General features: G+C 59.1%; 20 protein-coding genes. 7 read left to right on the top strand and 13 right to left on the bottom strand.

The genetic code is table 11. From position 1 onward, the window contains the following. Nucleotides 1-104: 104 nt before the first annotated feature. Together Q1A63_RS12850 and Q1A63_RS12845 are read right to left on the bottom strand one after the other, a co-directional pair. A complete protein-coding gene (locus Q1A63_RS12850) occupies nt 105-911 on the bottom strand; it encodes a transglutaminase family protein (RefSeq protein ID WP_298976172.1) in 807 nt (268 codons plus the stop codon). 31 nt (nt 912-942) lie between these two features. Next, nucleotides 943-1,725 carry a hypothetical protein gene (locus Q1A63_RS12845; RefSeq protein WP_298976170.1) on the bottom strand — a complete coding sequence of 261 codons (783 nt, stop codon included), beginning with the start codon at nt 1,723-1,725 and terminating at the stop codon, nt 943-945. Nucleotides 1,726-1,789: 64 nt separating this feature from the next. Between Q1A63_RS12845 and Q1A63_RS12840 the strand changes: the two genes are divergently transcribed. Beyond that, nucleotides 1,790-1,915 (top strand): hypothetical protein, encoded by a 126-nt coding sequence (locus tag Q1A63_RS12840; protein ID WP_298976169.1) that lies wholly within the window; start codon nt 1,790-1,792, stop codon nt 1,913-1,915. Nucleotides 1,916-1,925: 10 nt separating this feature from the next. Here the strand turns inward: Q1A63_RS12840 and Q1A63_RS12835 are convergent, their stop codons facing one another. From Q1A63_RS12835 to Q1A63_RS12810, 6 genes are all read right to left on the bottom strand, one after another. Continuing rightward, complete coding sequence (locus Q1A63_RS12835; RefSeq protein WP_299631859.1) at nt 1,926-2,405, bottom strand: hypothetical protein; 480 nt, start codon at nt 2,403-2,405, stop codon at nt 1,926-1,928. A 317-nt stretch (nt 2,406-2,722) separates the two neighbouring features. Next, the gene (locus Q1A63_RS12830; protein WP_298976166.1) at nt 2,723-3,175 is read right to left on the bottom strand and encodes a phosphate-starvation-inducible PsiE family protein; all 453 of its coding nucleotides are present in this window, start codon (nt 3,173-3,175) and stop codon (nt 2,723-2,725) included. 23 nt (nt 3,176-3,198) lie between these two features. After that, nucleotides 3,199-4,287 (bottom strand): protease modulator HflC, encoded by a 1,089-nt coding sequence (gene hflC, locus Q1A63_RS12825; protein WP_298976165.1) that lies wholly within the window; start codon nt 4,285-4,287, stop codon nt 3,199-3,201. Further along, on the bottom strand, nt 4,284-5,351 hold the full coding sequence (gene hflK, locus Q1A63_RS12820; RefSeq protein WP_299506255.1) for an FtsH protease activity modulator HflK: 1,068 nt from the start codon (nt 5,349-5,351) through the stop codon (nt 4,284-4,286). The genes hflC and hflK overlap by 4 nt, the downstream gene beginning before the upstream one ends. A gap of 107 nt (nt 5,352-5,458) precedes the next feature. Beyond that, complete coding sequence (locus Q1A63_RS12815) at nt 5,459-5,803, bottom strand: hypothetical protein (RefSeq protein WP_298976163.1); 345 nt, start codon at nt 5,801-5,803, stop codon at nt 5,459-5,461. After that, nucleotides 5,800-6,114, bottom strand: coding sequence for a hypothetical protein (locus tag Q1A63_RS12810; RefSeq protein ID WP_298976161.1), 315 nt, complete (start codon nt 6,112-6,114; stop codon nt 5,800-5,802). Before Q1A63_RS12810 ends, Q1A63_RS12815 begins: the two co-directional genes overlap by 4 nt. 272 nt (nt 6,115-6,386) lie before the next feature. Between Q1A63_RS12810 and Q1A63_RS12805 the strand changes: the two genes are divergently transcribed. The 3 genes from Q1A63_RS12805 (at nt 6,387) to Q1A63_RS12795 (ending at nt 7,626) form a co-directional block, all read left to right on the top strand. Next, nucleotides 6,387-6,812: a hypothetical protein gene (locus Q1A63_RS12805; RefSeq protein ID WP_298976160.1), complete on the top strand. Its 426-nt coding sequence runs from the start codon at nt 6,387-6,389 to the stop codon at nt 6,810-6,812. Then, nucleotides 6,809-7,222 carry a hypothetical protein gene (locus tag Q1A63_RS12800; RefSeq protein WP_298976158.1) on the top strand — a complete coding sequence of 138 codons (414 nt, stop codon included), beginning with the start codon at nt 6,809-6,811 and terminating at the stop codon, nt 7,220-7,222. Before Q1A63_RS12805 ends, Q1A63_RS12800 begins: the two co-directional genes overlap by 4 nt. A 215-nt stretch (nt 7,223-7,437) precedes the next feature. Beyond that, the gene (locus Q1A63_RS12795; protein WP_298976157.1) at nt 7,438-7,626 is read left to right on the top strand and encodes a hypothetical protein; all 189 of its coding nucleotides are present in this window, start codon (nt 7,438-7,440) and stop codon (nt 7,624-7,626) included. Between the two features lie 58 nt (nt 7,627-7,684). Here Q1A63_RS12795 and Q1A63_RS12790 read toward each other — a convergent pair whose 3' ends face one another. Further along, nucleotides 7,685-8,419: a Crp/Fnr family transcriptional regulator gene (locus tag Q1A63_RS12790; RefSeq protein WP_299631855.1), complete on the bottom strand. Its 735-nt coding sequence runs from the start codon at nt 8,417-8,419 to the stop codon at nt 7,685-7,687. 149 nt (nt 8,420-8,568) lie between these two features. Here Q1A63_RS12790 and Q1A63_RS12785 point away from each other — a divergent pair, with 149 nt between their 5' ends. The 3 genes from Q1A63_RS12785 (at nt 8,569) to nhaA (ending at nt 11,462) form a co-directional block, all read left to right on the top strand. Then, nucleotides 8,569-8,811 (top strand): hypothetical protein, encoded by a 243-nt coding sequence (locus Q1A63_RS12785; protein WP_298976154.1) that lies wholly within the window; start codon nt 8,569-8,571, stop codon nt 8,809-8,811. A gap of 222 nt (nt 8,812-9,033) precedes the next feature. Then, the gene (locus Q1A63_RS12780; protein ID WP_299632102.1) at nt 9,034-10,047 is read left to right on the top strand and encodes a fatty acid desaturase; all 1,014 of its coding nucleotides are present in this window, start codon (nt 9,034-9,036) and stop codon (nt 10,045-10,047) included. A 104-nt stretch (nt 10,048-10,151) separates the two neighbouring features. After that, nucleotides 10,152-11,462, top strand: a complete 1,311-nt coding sequence (nhaA, locus tag Q1A63_RS12775; protein ID WP_298976153.1) for a Na+/H+ antiporter NhaA — start codon at nt 10,152-10,154, stop codon at nt 11,460-11,462. A 1,161-nt stretch (nt 11,463-12,623) separates the two neighbouring features. Here the strand turns inward: nhaA and Q1A63_RS12770 are convergent. From Q1A63_RS12770 to Q1A63_RS12755, 4 genes are all read right to left on the bottom strand, one after another. Continuing rightward, the gene (locus Q1A63_RS12770; RefSeq protein WP_299631854.1) at nt 12,624-13,088 is read right to left on the bottom strand and encodes a nuclear transport factor 2 family protein; all 465 of its coding nucleotides are present in this window, start codon (nt 13,086-13,088) and stop codon (nt 12,624-12,626) included. A gap of 61 nt (nt 13,089-13,149) precedes the next feature. Further along, the gene (locus Q1A63_RS12765) at nt 13,150-13,461 is read right to left on the bottom strand and encodes an NIPSNAP family protein (protein WP_298970165.1); all 312 of its coding nucleotides are present in this window, start codon (nt 13,459-13,461) and stop codon (nt 13,150-13,152) included. 109 nt (nt 13,462-13,570) lie between these two features. Further along, nucleotides 13,571-13,975 carry a GFA family protein gene (locus Q1A63_RS12760; protein WP_298970167.1) on the bottom strand — a complete coding sequence of 135 codons (405 nt, stop codon included), beginning with the start codon at nt 13,973-13,975 and terminating at the stop codon, nt 13,571-13,573. Continuing rightward, nucleotides 13,962-14,957 (bottom strand): nitronate monooxygenase, encoded by a 996-nt coding sequence (locus Q1A63_RS12755; protein ID WP_298970170.1) that lies wholly within the window; start codon nt 14,955-14,957, stop codon nt 13,962-13,964. Before Q1A63_RS12755 ends, Q1A63_RS12760 begins: the two co-directional genes overlap by 14 nt. Between the last annotated feature and the right edge of the window lie 5 nt (nt 14,958-14,962).

Raw genomic sequence — 14,962 nt, 5'->3', positions numbered from 1 at the left:
AACTCCTCGTCCATGACGGACCGGGATGCTTGGCGCCAGTACATACTATATGGGGATTGGCGACCCGGTTTACGATGGCGCATCGAAAAAGAACCCAAGGTCGGTCAGGCCAATTCATCCGTCCAGACCTTGAATTCCATCAAAGTGTTCTGGCCGAATGTCTGGGTCAAAGGGACATCGGCAGCATCGCGACCACGCGCGATCAGGATTCTCGCAAACCTCGGCTTGTTGTTCCGCGGGTCGAACATGTGCCATTCACCAGCGAGAAACACCTCCATCCACGCGGCAAAGTCGCCGGGTGGATAAGGGAGAGGCTCCCCGATGTCGCTCAGATATCCAGTGCAGTAGCGGGCCGGAATGTTCATGCATCGGCACAGGGCGATGGCGAGATGGGCAAAGTCGCGGCAGACACCCTGCCCCTCGGCGAGGGTCTGCGACGCGGTGCGCGTCGCCTTCGCCTGCATGTAGTTGAAGCGGACATGCCCATGCACGTAATCGCAGATTGCCTGAACGCGGGGCCATCCGGGGTCCGTGGTCTCGAAAAGACGCCACGCCTCGTCTGAAAGACGGTCGGTGTCGCAATACCGGCTGCCCTGCAGAAAGACGAGGGTCTCGAATGGCAGATCCTGAACCGCGTGCTGCCGCGCGCCGGGCATGGAGGGATCAGGCTGGCCCGTGTCGCGGAAGATGCCATCCGTCGACAGGCAGAAGTCGCCCGCCGGAGCCATGAGGCGCGTACACCAGTTGCCGAAGCCGTCGCGGTAGCTTTCGAGCGGTACGCTCGGCGACGTCACGAGGTAATCTGCACGCTCCAGATCGCCAAAGCGCGAGTAGTGGACGTTCAGCATCGCGATTAACGGTGTCGGCTGCGGGAAGCTGTAGCGCAGACGGCACCCGATGCTGACGCGCATGCCGGACCCGCCACGACGAGAAACATCCGCATCACCGTGCAAGGACGCACATCCCGTCCGAGAGCCGGAAGCCTCGATTGCAGCTCCACCGGTTGCCGAATCGGTCGAGATAGGCGTTTTCCGGCAGATCGAAGGCGACGCAGGCGCCATTCAGCGGCTCGTATCCGCGCTCGCAGCTCCAGCCCGGTCCATAGGATGCCTCGTCCAGATAGGCATGCGATGGCACGACAACGGCGTCGCATCGGTCGTCGATCTTGACGAAGCCTCGCTCGCAAACCCAGGCGGCGCCATAGTTTGCGTTGGTCAAATATGTGTTCGCTGGCATGGCAATCGGCAAACATGTCCCTGCAACAGCCTCATAGCCACGATCACAGGTCCATCCCGTCCCCGAGTTATCTTCTGTCAGGTAGGCACGCTCGGGAAGAACGATCGGCACGCTTGCCTCGTCCTCCTGCCGGAACCCGCGTTCGCATTGCCAATCGTAGCCGGAAGACCGGAGGAAGGCATTGGCGGGCACCGGGATGAAATTGCAGGATATCCCGTTTACCTCTTCATAGCCACGGTCGCACTCCCACCCTGTCCCGTAGGAGCGCCCGGTTGGATAGGCATGCTCTGGGATGTCGAGCGCAAGGCATTCGGTGCCCGCCACCCGGTAACCAAGATCGCAGACCCATCCGCCGCCATAGCTGCGCGGCTGGGCGTTCTCAGGCATTGGGCCCGTGCCATCCTGCGCGAGAACGGGGAAGGCGAAAGACGCTATCACACCGGCTATGACTGCCGTCTTCGCGATCAGCCTCGCGAGGGGATGCCTCATCGCCGCTTGCTCCTTGGCGGACCAGAGTCCGCCGTTTGCCGCGCGAGTCTTCGATAGCGCAAGCGTGAGCGTTCCAGTCAGCCGTCGCGTGGGCGCGGGCGGCGGCGGGGAGCCCCTGGAATTCGATCTCGATGGCATGCCTTCGTTCTCGGCCACCTGGATCGCGAAGTCCGGCGGAACTGTCGGATGAGTACTAACGGTCATCGGGGCGACAACTTGTGCAAGGCCGAAGCGGCAAGAGCATGTTCCTTCTGGTGGTAGTCGCCGCGGAACTTGCCATCGACCTTCACCTCCCAGATGCCGTTTCTTTCTTGCACCTGAACTCCACCGCGCTGCGGTGGCCTGTTCATGGAAGAATCCTGTCCACCTTTGCTTTTCGGTGGCACGGGTTGCTTGTTGGTCATTTCGGGCTCCTTCGCCTTGGGCACGCGCGCTTCTCCGAGGAGCATCACGGCGCGAATCAATTCTGCCGCGTAGTCGTCCGTTTCGCGGTGGTCGTGTTCGTGCCGGGTCCGTTTCATCGGTTCCACAAACCGCTCCCGCAGGTGGTCGACAAAACGCGGCTCGGTACGGGCCATGTAAGCGATCAGGGCCTGCAGGATCCGTTCATGGGCCAGCACGCGCCGTTCAAGATCGGTCGTCTCTGCGGCCGTCCTGGTACGATTTTTCACTGATGTCATGGCTTGTCATCCTTCACGCTGCGTGGTGTGACGCTGGATGTCGTGTGCTCGAGCGTGTGCAGGCAGGCCCTCACCTCATCGCGATACAACTCTTGCCATCTACCTACCAGCCAAGCGTAAATCGTGCGCTGACCCAGGTTAGGGGCACAGAAATTAAGTGGGTGTGTCTTGCCCAGAAGCGTAAAGAAACCGACCTCGGCAGTCCGAGTGTGATTGACGTGCTTCCGCCATGATTATGGCTGTCAGCCTTCGTTGAAGACTGATTCATTGTCAAAATAGAAGCCCAAAAACCTGCGCGAGATCTTGCCTGAGCGTCATCATGCTGCCTGCTTGCCAATCGCCCAGATGATTACGAGTGCAGACAACGAGAGGAGGAGAATGGCGGCCGCCTCGATCAGTATGTTTTCCGGCGCCATTTCCTTGCCCTGCAGGACGACCAGCCGTCCGACCGCAGTGATCGCAATAAAAATTGGATACACAAACACGGAATTGCGCTTGGCATAATACACCGCAACCATTCCGATCACTTCAAGATAGAGAAACATCAGCAGAATATCGGCCAGCAGGATGGTGCCAAGGCGATATATTGCCACGATTTCGAAGGCAACGGCGAGCAGCGTCATGGCCACGATGACAACCAGCAACAGACGCTCGATGAAGTGGAACAGACCCAGGGCAAACAGTCTTTCGCCGCGCCCCGCGCCATCGTCTTCCTTTGGGGGCAGCGTCTTGTCTCCCGCTGCCGCTCCCGCTTGATACCCTCTATTCATGATTGCTGCCTTTGGCCACGAAACTATCGGCCAACGCCGACATCTGAGCGTGTCACGATCGGCGTCGCGGGGTCTTGCGCTGGTCGGGGCCTGCCGATTGACGCCACGCCACCGTCGCCTGGGACGCTGCCCGGATCGCGGAGTGGGTCTGCCTCGCCCTGCATGCCGCGCAGGAACTGGAACAGATCGCTGTCCGTCGTCAGGACAAGCGTCGTGTCGTCCGAGATCATATCGCCGTAGGCCTGCATGGTTCGGGTGAAATCGTAGAATTCGACCGAAACGGCATCGACATTGTAAGCACCCGCATAGATTGCTGCTGCGGCGGCATCTGCGGCACCGCGGATTTCCTCGACGGCGCGATAGGCTTCGGACTGGATCTTGTTCAGATCCCGCACCCTGTTGCCTTGAATACGGGCCGCTTCACCGTTGCCTTCGGACAGGAAGCGTTCGGCGATCTGTCGCCGCTCCGAGATCATGCGTTCATAGATCTTGGGTCGCACACTTTCGTTGTAGTTGATGCGTTTGAAGCGGATATCGAGAAGCTCGATCCCGAAAACGCGCACCTTCTCAGCCGCCGCCTCGAAGATCTGCTGCTCGACCAGCGCCCGCCCCTTCGTGATGGGAACCAATGCGCCAATGTCCTGCGCAAGCTCCTGATCCGTCAGAAGCGTGTCCCGAAGCGGCGTTCGGCCCCTGGTCCTGCGCACGATCTCGATGAGTTCGTGCTTTGCGACGGCGTTCCGCGTCTCGCTGCCGAGGATATCATCGAGGCGCGACTGGGCGCTACGCTCATCGCGCAATCGCAAAAAGTACTGCAAAGGATCGGTGATCTTCCAGCGCGCGAAGAGATCGACTGAGATATAGAGCTTGTCCTTGGTGGGCATATCCGATGGCGAGCCATCCCACTCCAGAACCCGGCTGTCGATCCGGTTGACCTGCTGAACGAAGGGGAGTTTCAACTTGAGACCAGCCTCGGTGATCGGCGCGCCGACCGGCTTGCCGAACTGGGTGATGATGGCCTGTTCGACCTCGCCGACCGTGTAGACGGCGGATGACGCAGCGACGACCCCGGCAACCGCGACCCCCGAGGCAATAAGCGAAAGGGTCTTCATCGTTGCTCTCCTGTCTGTCGATCAAGGTTCAAAAGCGGGAGGATGCTTGCCGTGGACCCGTCGACAATGATCTTGGAACCAATTCCCGGCAGAACATCCTGAAGGGTTTCGATGTAGATCCGGCGCCGGGTCACTTCGGGCGCCAGACGGTATTCCGTCAGGAGGGCCGTGAATCGGGCCGCATCGCCCTCGGCTTCGTTGATCCGCCTTAGGCGATACCCATCGGCTTCGCGGATGCGCTGGTCCTTTTCGCCTTCGGCCAGAGGGATGACGCGGTTGTATTCGCGGCGGGCCTCGTTGATGATCCGCTCCTTCTCTTGTTGTGCCTGGTTGACCTCGTTGAACGAGGCTTGAACCGGCTGGGGCGGATTGATGTTCTTCAGCTGCACCTGGTCGATGCTGATGCCCATCGCGTATTTGGTCGCGAGCGCCTGCATCTTCAGGAGGGCTTCGCTTTCGATTTCCTGGCGCCCGACGGTGATCACCTCGTCGACTGTGCGGTCTCCCACGACTTCACGCATGACGGACTCCGAGACGTAACGCAGGGTCGCACTCGGCTCGCGCACTTCAAACAAGAACTTCCGGGGTTCGGAAATCCGGTACTGCACTACCCACTCCACGAGTGCGGCGTTGAGATCGCCAGTCACCATCTCGGTCTCGCGGCGACCGTCCGTCGGGCTCTGATAGGGGTCGGTGGCGCCCGGAGTCGTGAACCCGAACTCTTGTTTCAGCTGGCGCTTGACCGGGACCAACGTGGTCACGTCGATCCCGAAAGGGATCTTGAAGTGCAGCCCCGGAGGGACCTCGGCCGCGTATTTCCCGAACCGTTGAACAATCGCGACGGAGTCGCTCGGCACCGTGTAGTAGGAAGTCCACGCCCCAAGCGCCGCAAGCGCAATGGCGGCCCCAATTGCAAGACGCTTCACCGGTGGCAGACCGTCAGGCAGGATGCCGTGCAGCCGATCCCGGCCCCGCGTGAGAATTGCGTCAACCTCAAGGGGAACGCGGGTCTGCTTGTTTTTCCAAGGTCCGCGATCTTCCGGTCCATTGTCATCAGAAGGCATCGCAAGCTCCTATCTCGGTTTTGGCAGTCGGGGCGATGCGTGGCTCGCGCGTTTGACGGTGCGACCCGTTTTGCGCCATCACATCGTCGGCTCTGAACGGCATGACCTCAGAGGTCCAGTTCCTTCAGGCAGGCTTGCGCAATGTCTCGGTCTGGGGCATCGGTTCCTGGCATCGTCGCCCAGCCGGCGGTCATGAGAGCGTCGCGCTTCTGGTAGGTTGAAGCTGCCCGGATCGTTGCAAGCTTGTCCGCCCGCGCCGGGTCTGACCGCGCCATGTCGAGGCAGACCGGTACCATTGAGGCGACGACATCGTTACGAGACATCGCCACCGCCCGGTCATTCGAGGTGCCGCCGGTCACCCAGCCACCCCATGAAAATCCGACGACGCCGACAAAGACAGCACCGATCACAGCACCATAGATGCCGGGTTTGAGCCATTCGGGAGTATTCATTTCAAGTCCTCCTGCGGAGAAAGCGCCGCTTCGCTGTGGTTTTTCATCTCAGTCGGACCTTGATCCCGGCTCAGCGCCTCATTCAGGTCGCGCTCTGATATCGTGTGCAGTTCCATGCAACCCGCCCGGTCCCCTCTGCCAGGAACGGTCATATGGGTCGCCGTCCTCTGATACGTTTCGAAACCTCGACCGCGGAGAACTTCTTCCTGAATCAGGACTTCGTAGTGCCCGGCCGGTAGTTCGTCCGGAAAATCGGCTAGGCTGAACGGGTGCAGGAAAGTCACCCTCAAACTGGATGAACGCACGCTCATCTCTAGCCTCCACGATTTTGGCAGATCCGTCGCTCGCCACAGTTGACGGCCCCTTGGACTCCGGACCTGACCAGTCGAACGATTTCTCCTCTTGTACATCGGAACCGTTCGACTGGTGCTGACACATGTTAGTCCCGGGCGCCGCGCGGGTAGCGAACACCCTGGAGAGGTTTGCGGGCACTGACCTGTGTAAGGGCGCGGGGTCCGACCTGCGCGTACGCTTTGGGAAACAGGGATGACCTGCATTCCTGCAACCCTTGAAAGGATTGGCGATGGCCGACCCCAATGTTCTCAACCCGCACCCGCCCGAGTTCAATCGGTTTCTGCATGCGTCGGTCGGCGAGGACCGGAACGGCTATGCCGTGACTGTGCTCTCCACGCTCGCGCGGCTTGGCCTCGATCCATGGAAGGAAACCGCTGAACTGGTCATGCTGGGGCACGACGCCGCGCAGGCACGCTTGGGAACGCTGCTTGCCCGATTTCGGGACGTACCCGCGCTCGCCAGCGATCACGGCAGGATCGCGCGGGACTTGAGCGAGCTGCTTCCCGAAGGCCGGGCGTCAGGTAGCCTGAAGCGAGCTGCCTCGACGGTGACCGGCGACCGCCCGGGGACAAGCGGAGCGATCTGGGCGTTGCTCGCGATTGTCTTCCTTCTATTTCAGATGTTCATGGTTGGCGGGTCGGGGTCAGGCGAATGACTCTACCAACCGCGACCGCGAGGAGACCGGCCCATGCGGCACACAAGTCCGGCACGCTATCACCGGGTGAACAGGGCGTTCTGTGGGACATGGAGGAACACTTCTGGACCAGTGGCGCCGACAACGCGCGGGCGACGACAGCGACCAACGCAGTCATGGTCTTCCCCTATCCGCCCGGGATCCTCCAGGGTGACCAGATCTGGCCCCATCTTCGCGAAAGGACCGGCTGGCGTTCCGTCGTCATGGCCGAACGGCGCGTGACACGATGCGGTGACATCGCGATCCTCACCTATCGGGTCTCGGCGGAGAAGCCCGACGTGCCAATCTACAAGGCGCTCTGCGCCTCAACCTATCTTAACGATGACGAGACTTGGGTAAGGATTTCCCACCAGCAAACTGTGGTGACATGAGAAGCGCAGAGGCAATCGACCTGCCGCGGCCGCCAAGACTAACCTACGTCAGTACGGCGTGGCGCTAACATCGGTTAGGTGGGACGTGCCCGCCGAGTATTTGGCGGTGCATCTTTTTCCGAGTACCCGAGAAGCGTGTGGGCTTGCCGATCCCAAAAGGGTCGGCATGTCGGCGCGCTTCTTATTCTCGGAACGTCCAGGAAAGGACAATTCCAATGACTCCCGAACAGAACAAGACTGCCGAGAAGATGACCTCCGTGAAAGCCGCGTGGGACAAGGCGCCCTCCGGCCCGAAGAAGGACGCTGCTCTGAAGCATTACCAGGCAGCCGAGAAGGCGCATACGGCGAAAAACGACGCCGAGACCAACAAGGAACTCGATGCGGCGACCCACGCCCTCGCGTGAACGCCATCGTCTGATGTGATGCCTGGGGTCGCCTGCCGAGCAACGGAGGGCGGCCCTCTCACTTCAGGGGCGGGCCGCTCTGATCCAGATAGGCTGCATCAAACTCAGCCAGTTTCACCAACCCGGCATGATCTTCAAAGGACACGCGACCGTCTCGAAAGGTCACCAGCCCTCTTTCGCGCAGCTGTCGCAGGACGCGATTCACATGAATGGCACTTAACCCCAGCACATCGGCCAAGTGATACTGGGTCAGTGGGCAATCGTATCCTTCCCTGGATCCCATACCCACCAGTGCGAGCCTCGATCCCAGTTCCAACAGAAAATGCGCCATGCGGGCGTCCGCATCGCGCCTGCCGATCCCTACAAGGTGTTCGACCACCATTGCCTCGTCCCGCGACGCCGCCCAAAGAATGGCTATCGCAAGCCGCGGAGTATCCGAGAAGGCCGCCAGAAGGTCGCTCTTCAACACTTCGGCGGCCTCAATTTCCACGATGGGTTCGAAACTGTGGTCCGAGGTGCGCAACAGCACGCTGCGCAAGCCGAGGAAATCCCCGGGCACTTGAAAATCGACAATCTGGCGTGTCCCGTCAGGCTGGAGCTTGTAGGAACAGACCCAACCCGCGGACAGGATATAAGCAGCTTGATCCGACTGCCCCTGATGGACCATATCGCGCCCAGCGACGAAGGAGCGGCGGCGCTGGTGCAGGCGCTCGAGCACATCGAACTCCGCCTTTGACAAAGCGACAAAGGCCGAAAGCTTGCGGGTGAGCGGGCTGTTCGCGAATGGTGTCATAGCTTCTCCCTGACAGGTCCGTCAGCCGTGTGGAAATCGTTTCTTCGACTGCTCTCGATCAGTCCAGCATAGCTCATTTCGTGCGAGAAGTACGGATGGGTCAGGCGCGAATTCAGCCTAGATCGCGAAACAAGAAGGGAATTCCGAAGATGTCTACGGCGAACGAGCATTCAGGACAGGCCGCCCTTTCAATCTGCGAAGCACTTCTGCTTGCCATGAACGATGGCGGACTGCTGCCGGAGCATAAGATCGTGGGTGTTCTTCGCGACGCCGCAGCAACCCATGAGAACGCAAACGGATCGGAGGCCGAAACGGAAACGCACCGATCTGTTGCGGCACTCATCAACCAGATCATTGCTGGTGGCAACTCCGTTCGGAGGCCGCATGTGTAAACGCTCAATCACACAGGATTTCTATTGTCGATGAAGCTTTCGTCCCATTCAACCAACAGTCGTCGCCAAGGGCGAGATCGAGAAGAGATACCGGATCAGACCACCAACCGGGTCCGCAAAGCTCAGCCTCTGAGCGCGCCGCAGCCCCCAGTACAAGCGCGGACCTCGTCGATCACGGGTAAGGAGCCGGGCACGCGAAATGCTGCCGGTCAGACTGATCTGATGCGGGAAGAGCCCAATTTGGCTCCGTCAGACTGGTCGCGGGCGATGGCGAAATACCGACAGCCAATCCATTCGCGCAGCATCTTCGAGCTGACTGTGACAGTGGCCCCGTTCGTGGCAATATGGGCGGTCGCCTGGTGGATGCTCTCGATCAGTACTGCGCTGGCAATGGCCCTAGCACTGGTTAATGCGGCGTTCCTCGTCCGACTGTTCATGATCCAGCACGATTGCGGTCACGGGTCCCTGTTTCGCAATCGGCGCCTGTGCGACTGGATCGGTCGCCTGATCGGCGTGATCACGCTGACGCCCTATGACGTCTGGCGCAAAACGCACGCAATCCATCATGCCACGACCGGAAACCTCGACCGGCGGGGTGTCGGAGATATGCCGACACTCACAGTCACGGAGTACCGAGAAAAGGGGTGGCTAGGCCGGGCGCTCTATCGGCTTATCCGCAATCCAGTTTTCCTGCTCGGGGTGGTGCCATTCTATACGTTCTTTTTGCAGAACCGACTGCCCGTTCACTTAATGCGGTCTGGCTGGCGATACTGGCTGAGCGCGATGGGAACAAACGCCGCCATTGGTTCGGCGCTGACCTTGATCGTTTGGCTGGGTGGATGGGACGTTGTTCTGTTCGTCTTCCTGCCAACCATGTTCTTGGGTGCAGTAGCCGGCATGTGGTTCTTCTATGTCCAGCATCAGTTCGAAGAAACCAGTTGGCAGCACGAAGAAAATTGGAACATCCACGAAGAAGCACTTTACGGAAGCTCACATTACGAGCTTCCGAGCATTCTACGCTGGATCACTGGCAATATCGGTGTCCACCATGTTCATCATTTGGCCAGTCGAATTCCGTTTTATCGCCTGCCCGAGGTGATCGAGGATCACGAGATTCTGGCACAGACCAAACGCATAACGCTTCGGCAAAGCCTCCGCTGCGCGCACCTCCACCTCTGGGATGAGAGTCGCCGCAGACTTTTGTCGTTCGCCGAGGCACGCGCTCTGTCCGCCTGAGCCTTGCATGATATGATGTCTGGGCAAAGAGACGCGCGAGGGTGCCTACAGGGCTGTGATGTGAGAGCGGTGCATCTTCTAATTGGAAAAGGCACGCTCATCCCATGATCGACGATCCCCGGACTCTGCCTCATGAGGCCGCCGACAGAATAACAAAGCCATTTGTGCGCTTTCTGAAAATCGAAGCGGCGGCAGGAGGGCTCCTGCTTCTGGCGGTTCTACTGGCCTTGGCGCTGGCGAATTCACCTTGGCGAGAGGCCTTTCTGGGCTTTTGGGAGACGCCCATTGGCCTGAAATTCGGCTCGTTGGATTTCACCCGCTCGCTGCGACACTGGATCAATGACGGTTTGATGACGCTCTTCTTCTTTGTGCTTTCGTTGGAGCTCAAGCGGGAGATCGTGCTGGGCGAATTGCGAAACCCTCGACAGGCCGCCCTGCCGTTTGCAGGCGCAGTGGGTGGCATGGTTGTACCGGTCTCCCTGTTTCTTGCGATGATGTACGGGCAACCCGGGATGCACGGCTGGGGAACCGTGATGGCGACGGATACGGCGTTCGTGATCGGATGCCTGGCCCTTTTCGGAAACCGGATCCCGCCCACCTTGCGTCTGTTCCTGCTTTCCCTCGCTATCTTTGATGATGTCGGCGCGATACTCGTGGTCGCCCTTGGATACGGGGAAGCGTTGACTTGGTCGGCCCTCGGGTTGGGCTTGCTGGGAATTGGTATTGTAGCAACCGCCTCGCGCCTCGGGATCAGAAGCATCCCGGTCTATTTCTTCATGGGAGCGGCAGTCTGGCTGTGCTTCGATGCCTCTGGCGTTCACGCGACCATCGCCGGTGTCATTCTGGGCCTCATGACCCCTACCCGAATTTGGGTGAGCGATATTCGCCTGCGTGTGATCCTCGGGCGCGTACTCGCCGCTCCGAACGGCGACCATCGGCAAGGGGATGTTGCAGGCCATCATGACCTTCGTCAGGCGGGCCGAGCGCTCACCGAATCGCTCTCGCCAGTCGAACGTCTTGAGATAATGCTGCACCCTTGGGTCGGCTTTGCAATCATGCCGATCTTCGCGCTGGCAAATGCTGGCATCACGATTGGCGGTGCCGATTTTGGACAACCGGTTTCCGTGGCGATCATTGTCGGCCTGGTGCTGGGAAAACCGATTGGCGTCCTCGGGTTCAGCTGGCTTGCGGTCCGCTCAGGCCTGGCTGTGCTCGCGCCAGGGCTGTCGTGGCCATTCATCATCGCCGGCTCGTTTCTCACGGGAATCGGTTTCACGATGTCGCTGTTTATTGCGAGCCTCGCATTCGACTGGTCCGTCCTAAATGCGGCGAAGTTGGGCATTCTCAGCGGATCGGCTCTCTCCGCGATGCTCGGAGTCGCACTGCTGATCTGGCTGACACAGCGAAGGACGTGACAACAACTCACCGCTGGTACGATGCGCGACCTCGTTCATGTACCGCCAATGTCCATGGTCGATGTCGACGCTACGCGCTGGATGGGCATTGCCACCACGTGCCGCACGTCGCAACGGGCAGGAGTATCGAGTTCGAGAACACAGCATCCTTCTGATCCCGGGCGCTCAGTCCCCTGCTCCCGATCCGTGTCAGTGCAAGAAACAGCACGAAAAAGACAAATCCCGTCGCGACCAAGAGGTACATTCAGCCGAGGTTTGTGGCTGTCGCATGGAGCACTGCACGCTCGATCGCCGCAGGCATGATCGCGGCGGCTAGCACGAAGATGGCAACGACCGCCACCGAAACGGGAAAACGCCGACCTTCAACTCACCAACTCTTTGATGGGCACGACAAAGGACAAATGACTACGTGCCGTCGCAGACTTGGTGAGATCTCTAGGCCGTTCCAAGTCCAACTCGCTTCAATTTAGCCAAATCCACACAATCGCCAAACGCCCGACAGAGTGCGCCAGAACGCGATTTTTTGTTGCACATACGGTGCACACGGAATCAATTAAGATACTGAATTTACTGACTAACCCGTCCAGTCCATCACCGGACAGACGCAAAAAACATCCTCGAATGACCGCTTCGCACCTGTTGTCGGACCTTGGTACAGAGCGCAGCATCCGGAAAAATGGGCTCCTTGCGGTCATTCACCGCTCCGCAACATCACCGGTGATATAGGGAACGACAAAAGGCATTGACGGCCCAAAGGCGACATCCGACCGCTGACACCAATGCTGCAGTCGCAGCCCGCATAGCCGACCTTCGCTGCGGCTGCGCAAATGACTGCTTTGCGATGCCTTGTAACTGCCGGTAGATCAGAAAACGGTTTGGCAGCTACAGGTAAAGAGCCGGATTGTGCCGGACCTCCTCAGCCGAAATCGTCATGATGGGGAAGTGATCAACTCACACGGAGTGCGGTGTCAACTCTGCGCGAAGAGGCCATCGACTTCTGCCTCGGCTTCTGCGGGGATCTCGGGATGTTAACGTCCGATGCGCTTCGCTTGCTCCGTGTTGGGGACGCCGTTGCAGGAACGGCCCGTCAGATTTTCGTTTGCCGCAAGTTCAAAATACGAGAGCATGCTTTCATGAACGTCCAGTATCGTGACAGCAAAATCAGAGATTCAACTCGGTCAGCCCTGGATGCTCGTCCGGACGGCGACCCGAGGGCCAATGAAACAGACGCGACTGTTCCGTGATTGGCATATCGTTGATGCTGGCAATACGACGGCACATCCGCCCGTCTGCCGCAAAATCCCAGTTCTCGTTGCCATAGGACCGGAACCACTGCGCGTCGTCATCACACCATTCGTAGGCAAAGCGCACGGCGATCCGGTTTTGTGTCCATGCCCAAGGTTCCTTGATTAGACGATAGTGATGTTCGCGCTGCCATTTGCGCGTCAGGAATGCTTCGATTTCGATATGTCCAGTGAGGAGTTCAGACCGGTTCCGCCACTGGCTGTCGTCGGTATAGGCCTGCGTCACGCGCTGGGGGTCTCGGCTGTTCCAACCATCCTCGGCGGCGCGCACTTTTTGCGCGGCAGTTGTTTCGGAAAATGGCGGAAGCGGCGGGCGGCCCATAATGAAGCTCCATACAGATTTCATGAATTTGCTTGCGCCAAAAATGGCGGATTGCGCCGACCTAGCTGGGCATTTCCAATGGACGCAAAAAGTGACGGTCATAGCGCCTGATACAGTCTGTATCTTCGGCAAATTTATATGCTTTCTGGCATTCGCTGTCTGTCAGGCTCTTGATGCGATAGGTCTCATAATCCGCCAGAGAGGGGAACGAAAACAGGCAGACGGCAAGGTCGTTCGGGCTTTCGTGCGGCAAATAGTACCCGTGATGCGTTCCGCCAAATCTTTCGACCAAGGGGATCCATACACGCGCATATTCTTCGAATTCGGGAATTTTAGATGGGTTCAGTTCATATTGAACGTAACAGGTAATCAATTGCGTCTCCTAACATGGAATTTTCTGACTAAGGTTTCGCATTTGCGGGTGCCAAGGTGGTGTTGTTACGGCCGCTTCCCGGTCGATCGCAAAACAGAAAAACACTGCGCTATGGGGGAAGCCCCACACATGCCTCAACCTGATCAAGACATGAGGACCACGATGGTTGTTCAGAGACGAATGTCCTGTACTTTTTGACCACTTCCGGCTCCCCGCGCAGAGATCCCGCTGGAACGATCATTTTCATTCCGTCGCCGCTTGCCCAGGGAACGCCTGATCCGCATACACGGCAGAATGATTTGGAGATGTCTCGCGCCGACATTTTGTAGGTGGCAACTTCATCGGCGCCGCTCAGCCAGTTGAACCCATCGGCTGCTATGAACAGATTTGATGCAAAGGCCGATCCGGTGATCTGTCTGCACTGATCGCAACTACACAAGAACATTGTGTCGAACGCGTTGACGACCTCGAACGAGACCGCGCCGCACAGGCAGCTTCCGTTAAGTTTTGGCATTCTCTGAATCCTCTTTGAAGGGTTCCACACGTCGGCCAAGGCGCTGCAAGATTTCCCCGGCTTGTGAAGTCATGTCCTGAAGAGTGGCTTGCGCAGGCCCACGGTTTCGAATGAGGTCAGCAGCTTCGCCGACGATCACGGCGGCTACATCCGTGTCACCCGCTGCCGAAGCGGCGTTGAAACGGATTTGCTCTTCTGCAAGGTTTTCGCCCAAGCCGACAATATCCCCGCTCCACCGCCGCGTGAAGGTATTGCGCATCGTGCGCAGGTTCCAATCCGAAGGCCAATTGAGCCCACGTGCCATGTCGAATACGGAACTGCGTTCAGTATCGTCGCCCGAGCCGCGCAGAGCAGCTTGTTTGGCATTTTCACTGGCGAGGGATTCATCGCTGGCAAAGAAGGCGGTTCCACACAAGACGCCGGAAGCGTCAAGCGCCAGAGCCGCAGCCAGACCACGTCCATCAGCGATACCGCCTGCCGCGATGACTGGTATTGCTTGCGCGATATCCACAACCGCCGGGACGAGGGGCAACGTCGCTCTGGTGCCGCCGTGTCCGCCTGCCTCTGTGCCCTGCGCCACGACGGCATCAACGCCAGCATCGACAGCTTCACGCGCTTGTTCGAGCGTCTGCACCTGAACGATCAGTTTTATTTGGGCGTCCCTGATCTGACGGAGAAACGGTTTAAAATCACCGAACGAGAGCATGAATGCTGCCGGGTTGCGCGCGAGGGCAAGATCGAGCAATTGCGGCTGGCGCGCGAGCGACCAAGTGATAAAGCCGACCCCGATCCGCGCATCACCTGCTGCGTCGAATTCGCGTTTGAGCCAATCGGCGTCGCCATAACCGCCGCCGACCAGGCCCAAACCACCTGCCTTGCTCACGGCCGCAGCAAGCGCCCCGCCGCTGACACCTGCCATAGGTGCCAACAGGACGGGATGTTCGATGTCGAAGAGATCACAAAGGGATGTGCGGATGGCCATTCAGG

The sequence above is a fragment of the uncultured Roseobacter sp. genome (assembly GCF_947499265.1).
In the GTDB taxonomy this organism is placed as follows: domain Bacteria; phylum Pseudomonadota; class Alphaproteobacteria; order Rhodobacterales; family Rhodobacteraceae; genus Roseobacter.
This window is presented reverse-complemented; position numbering and strand designations above follow the sequence as displayed.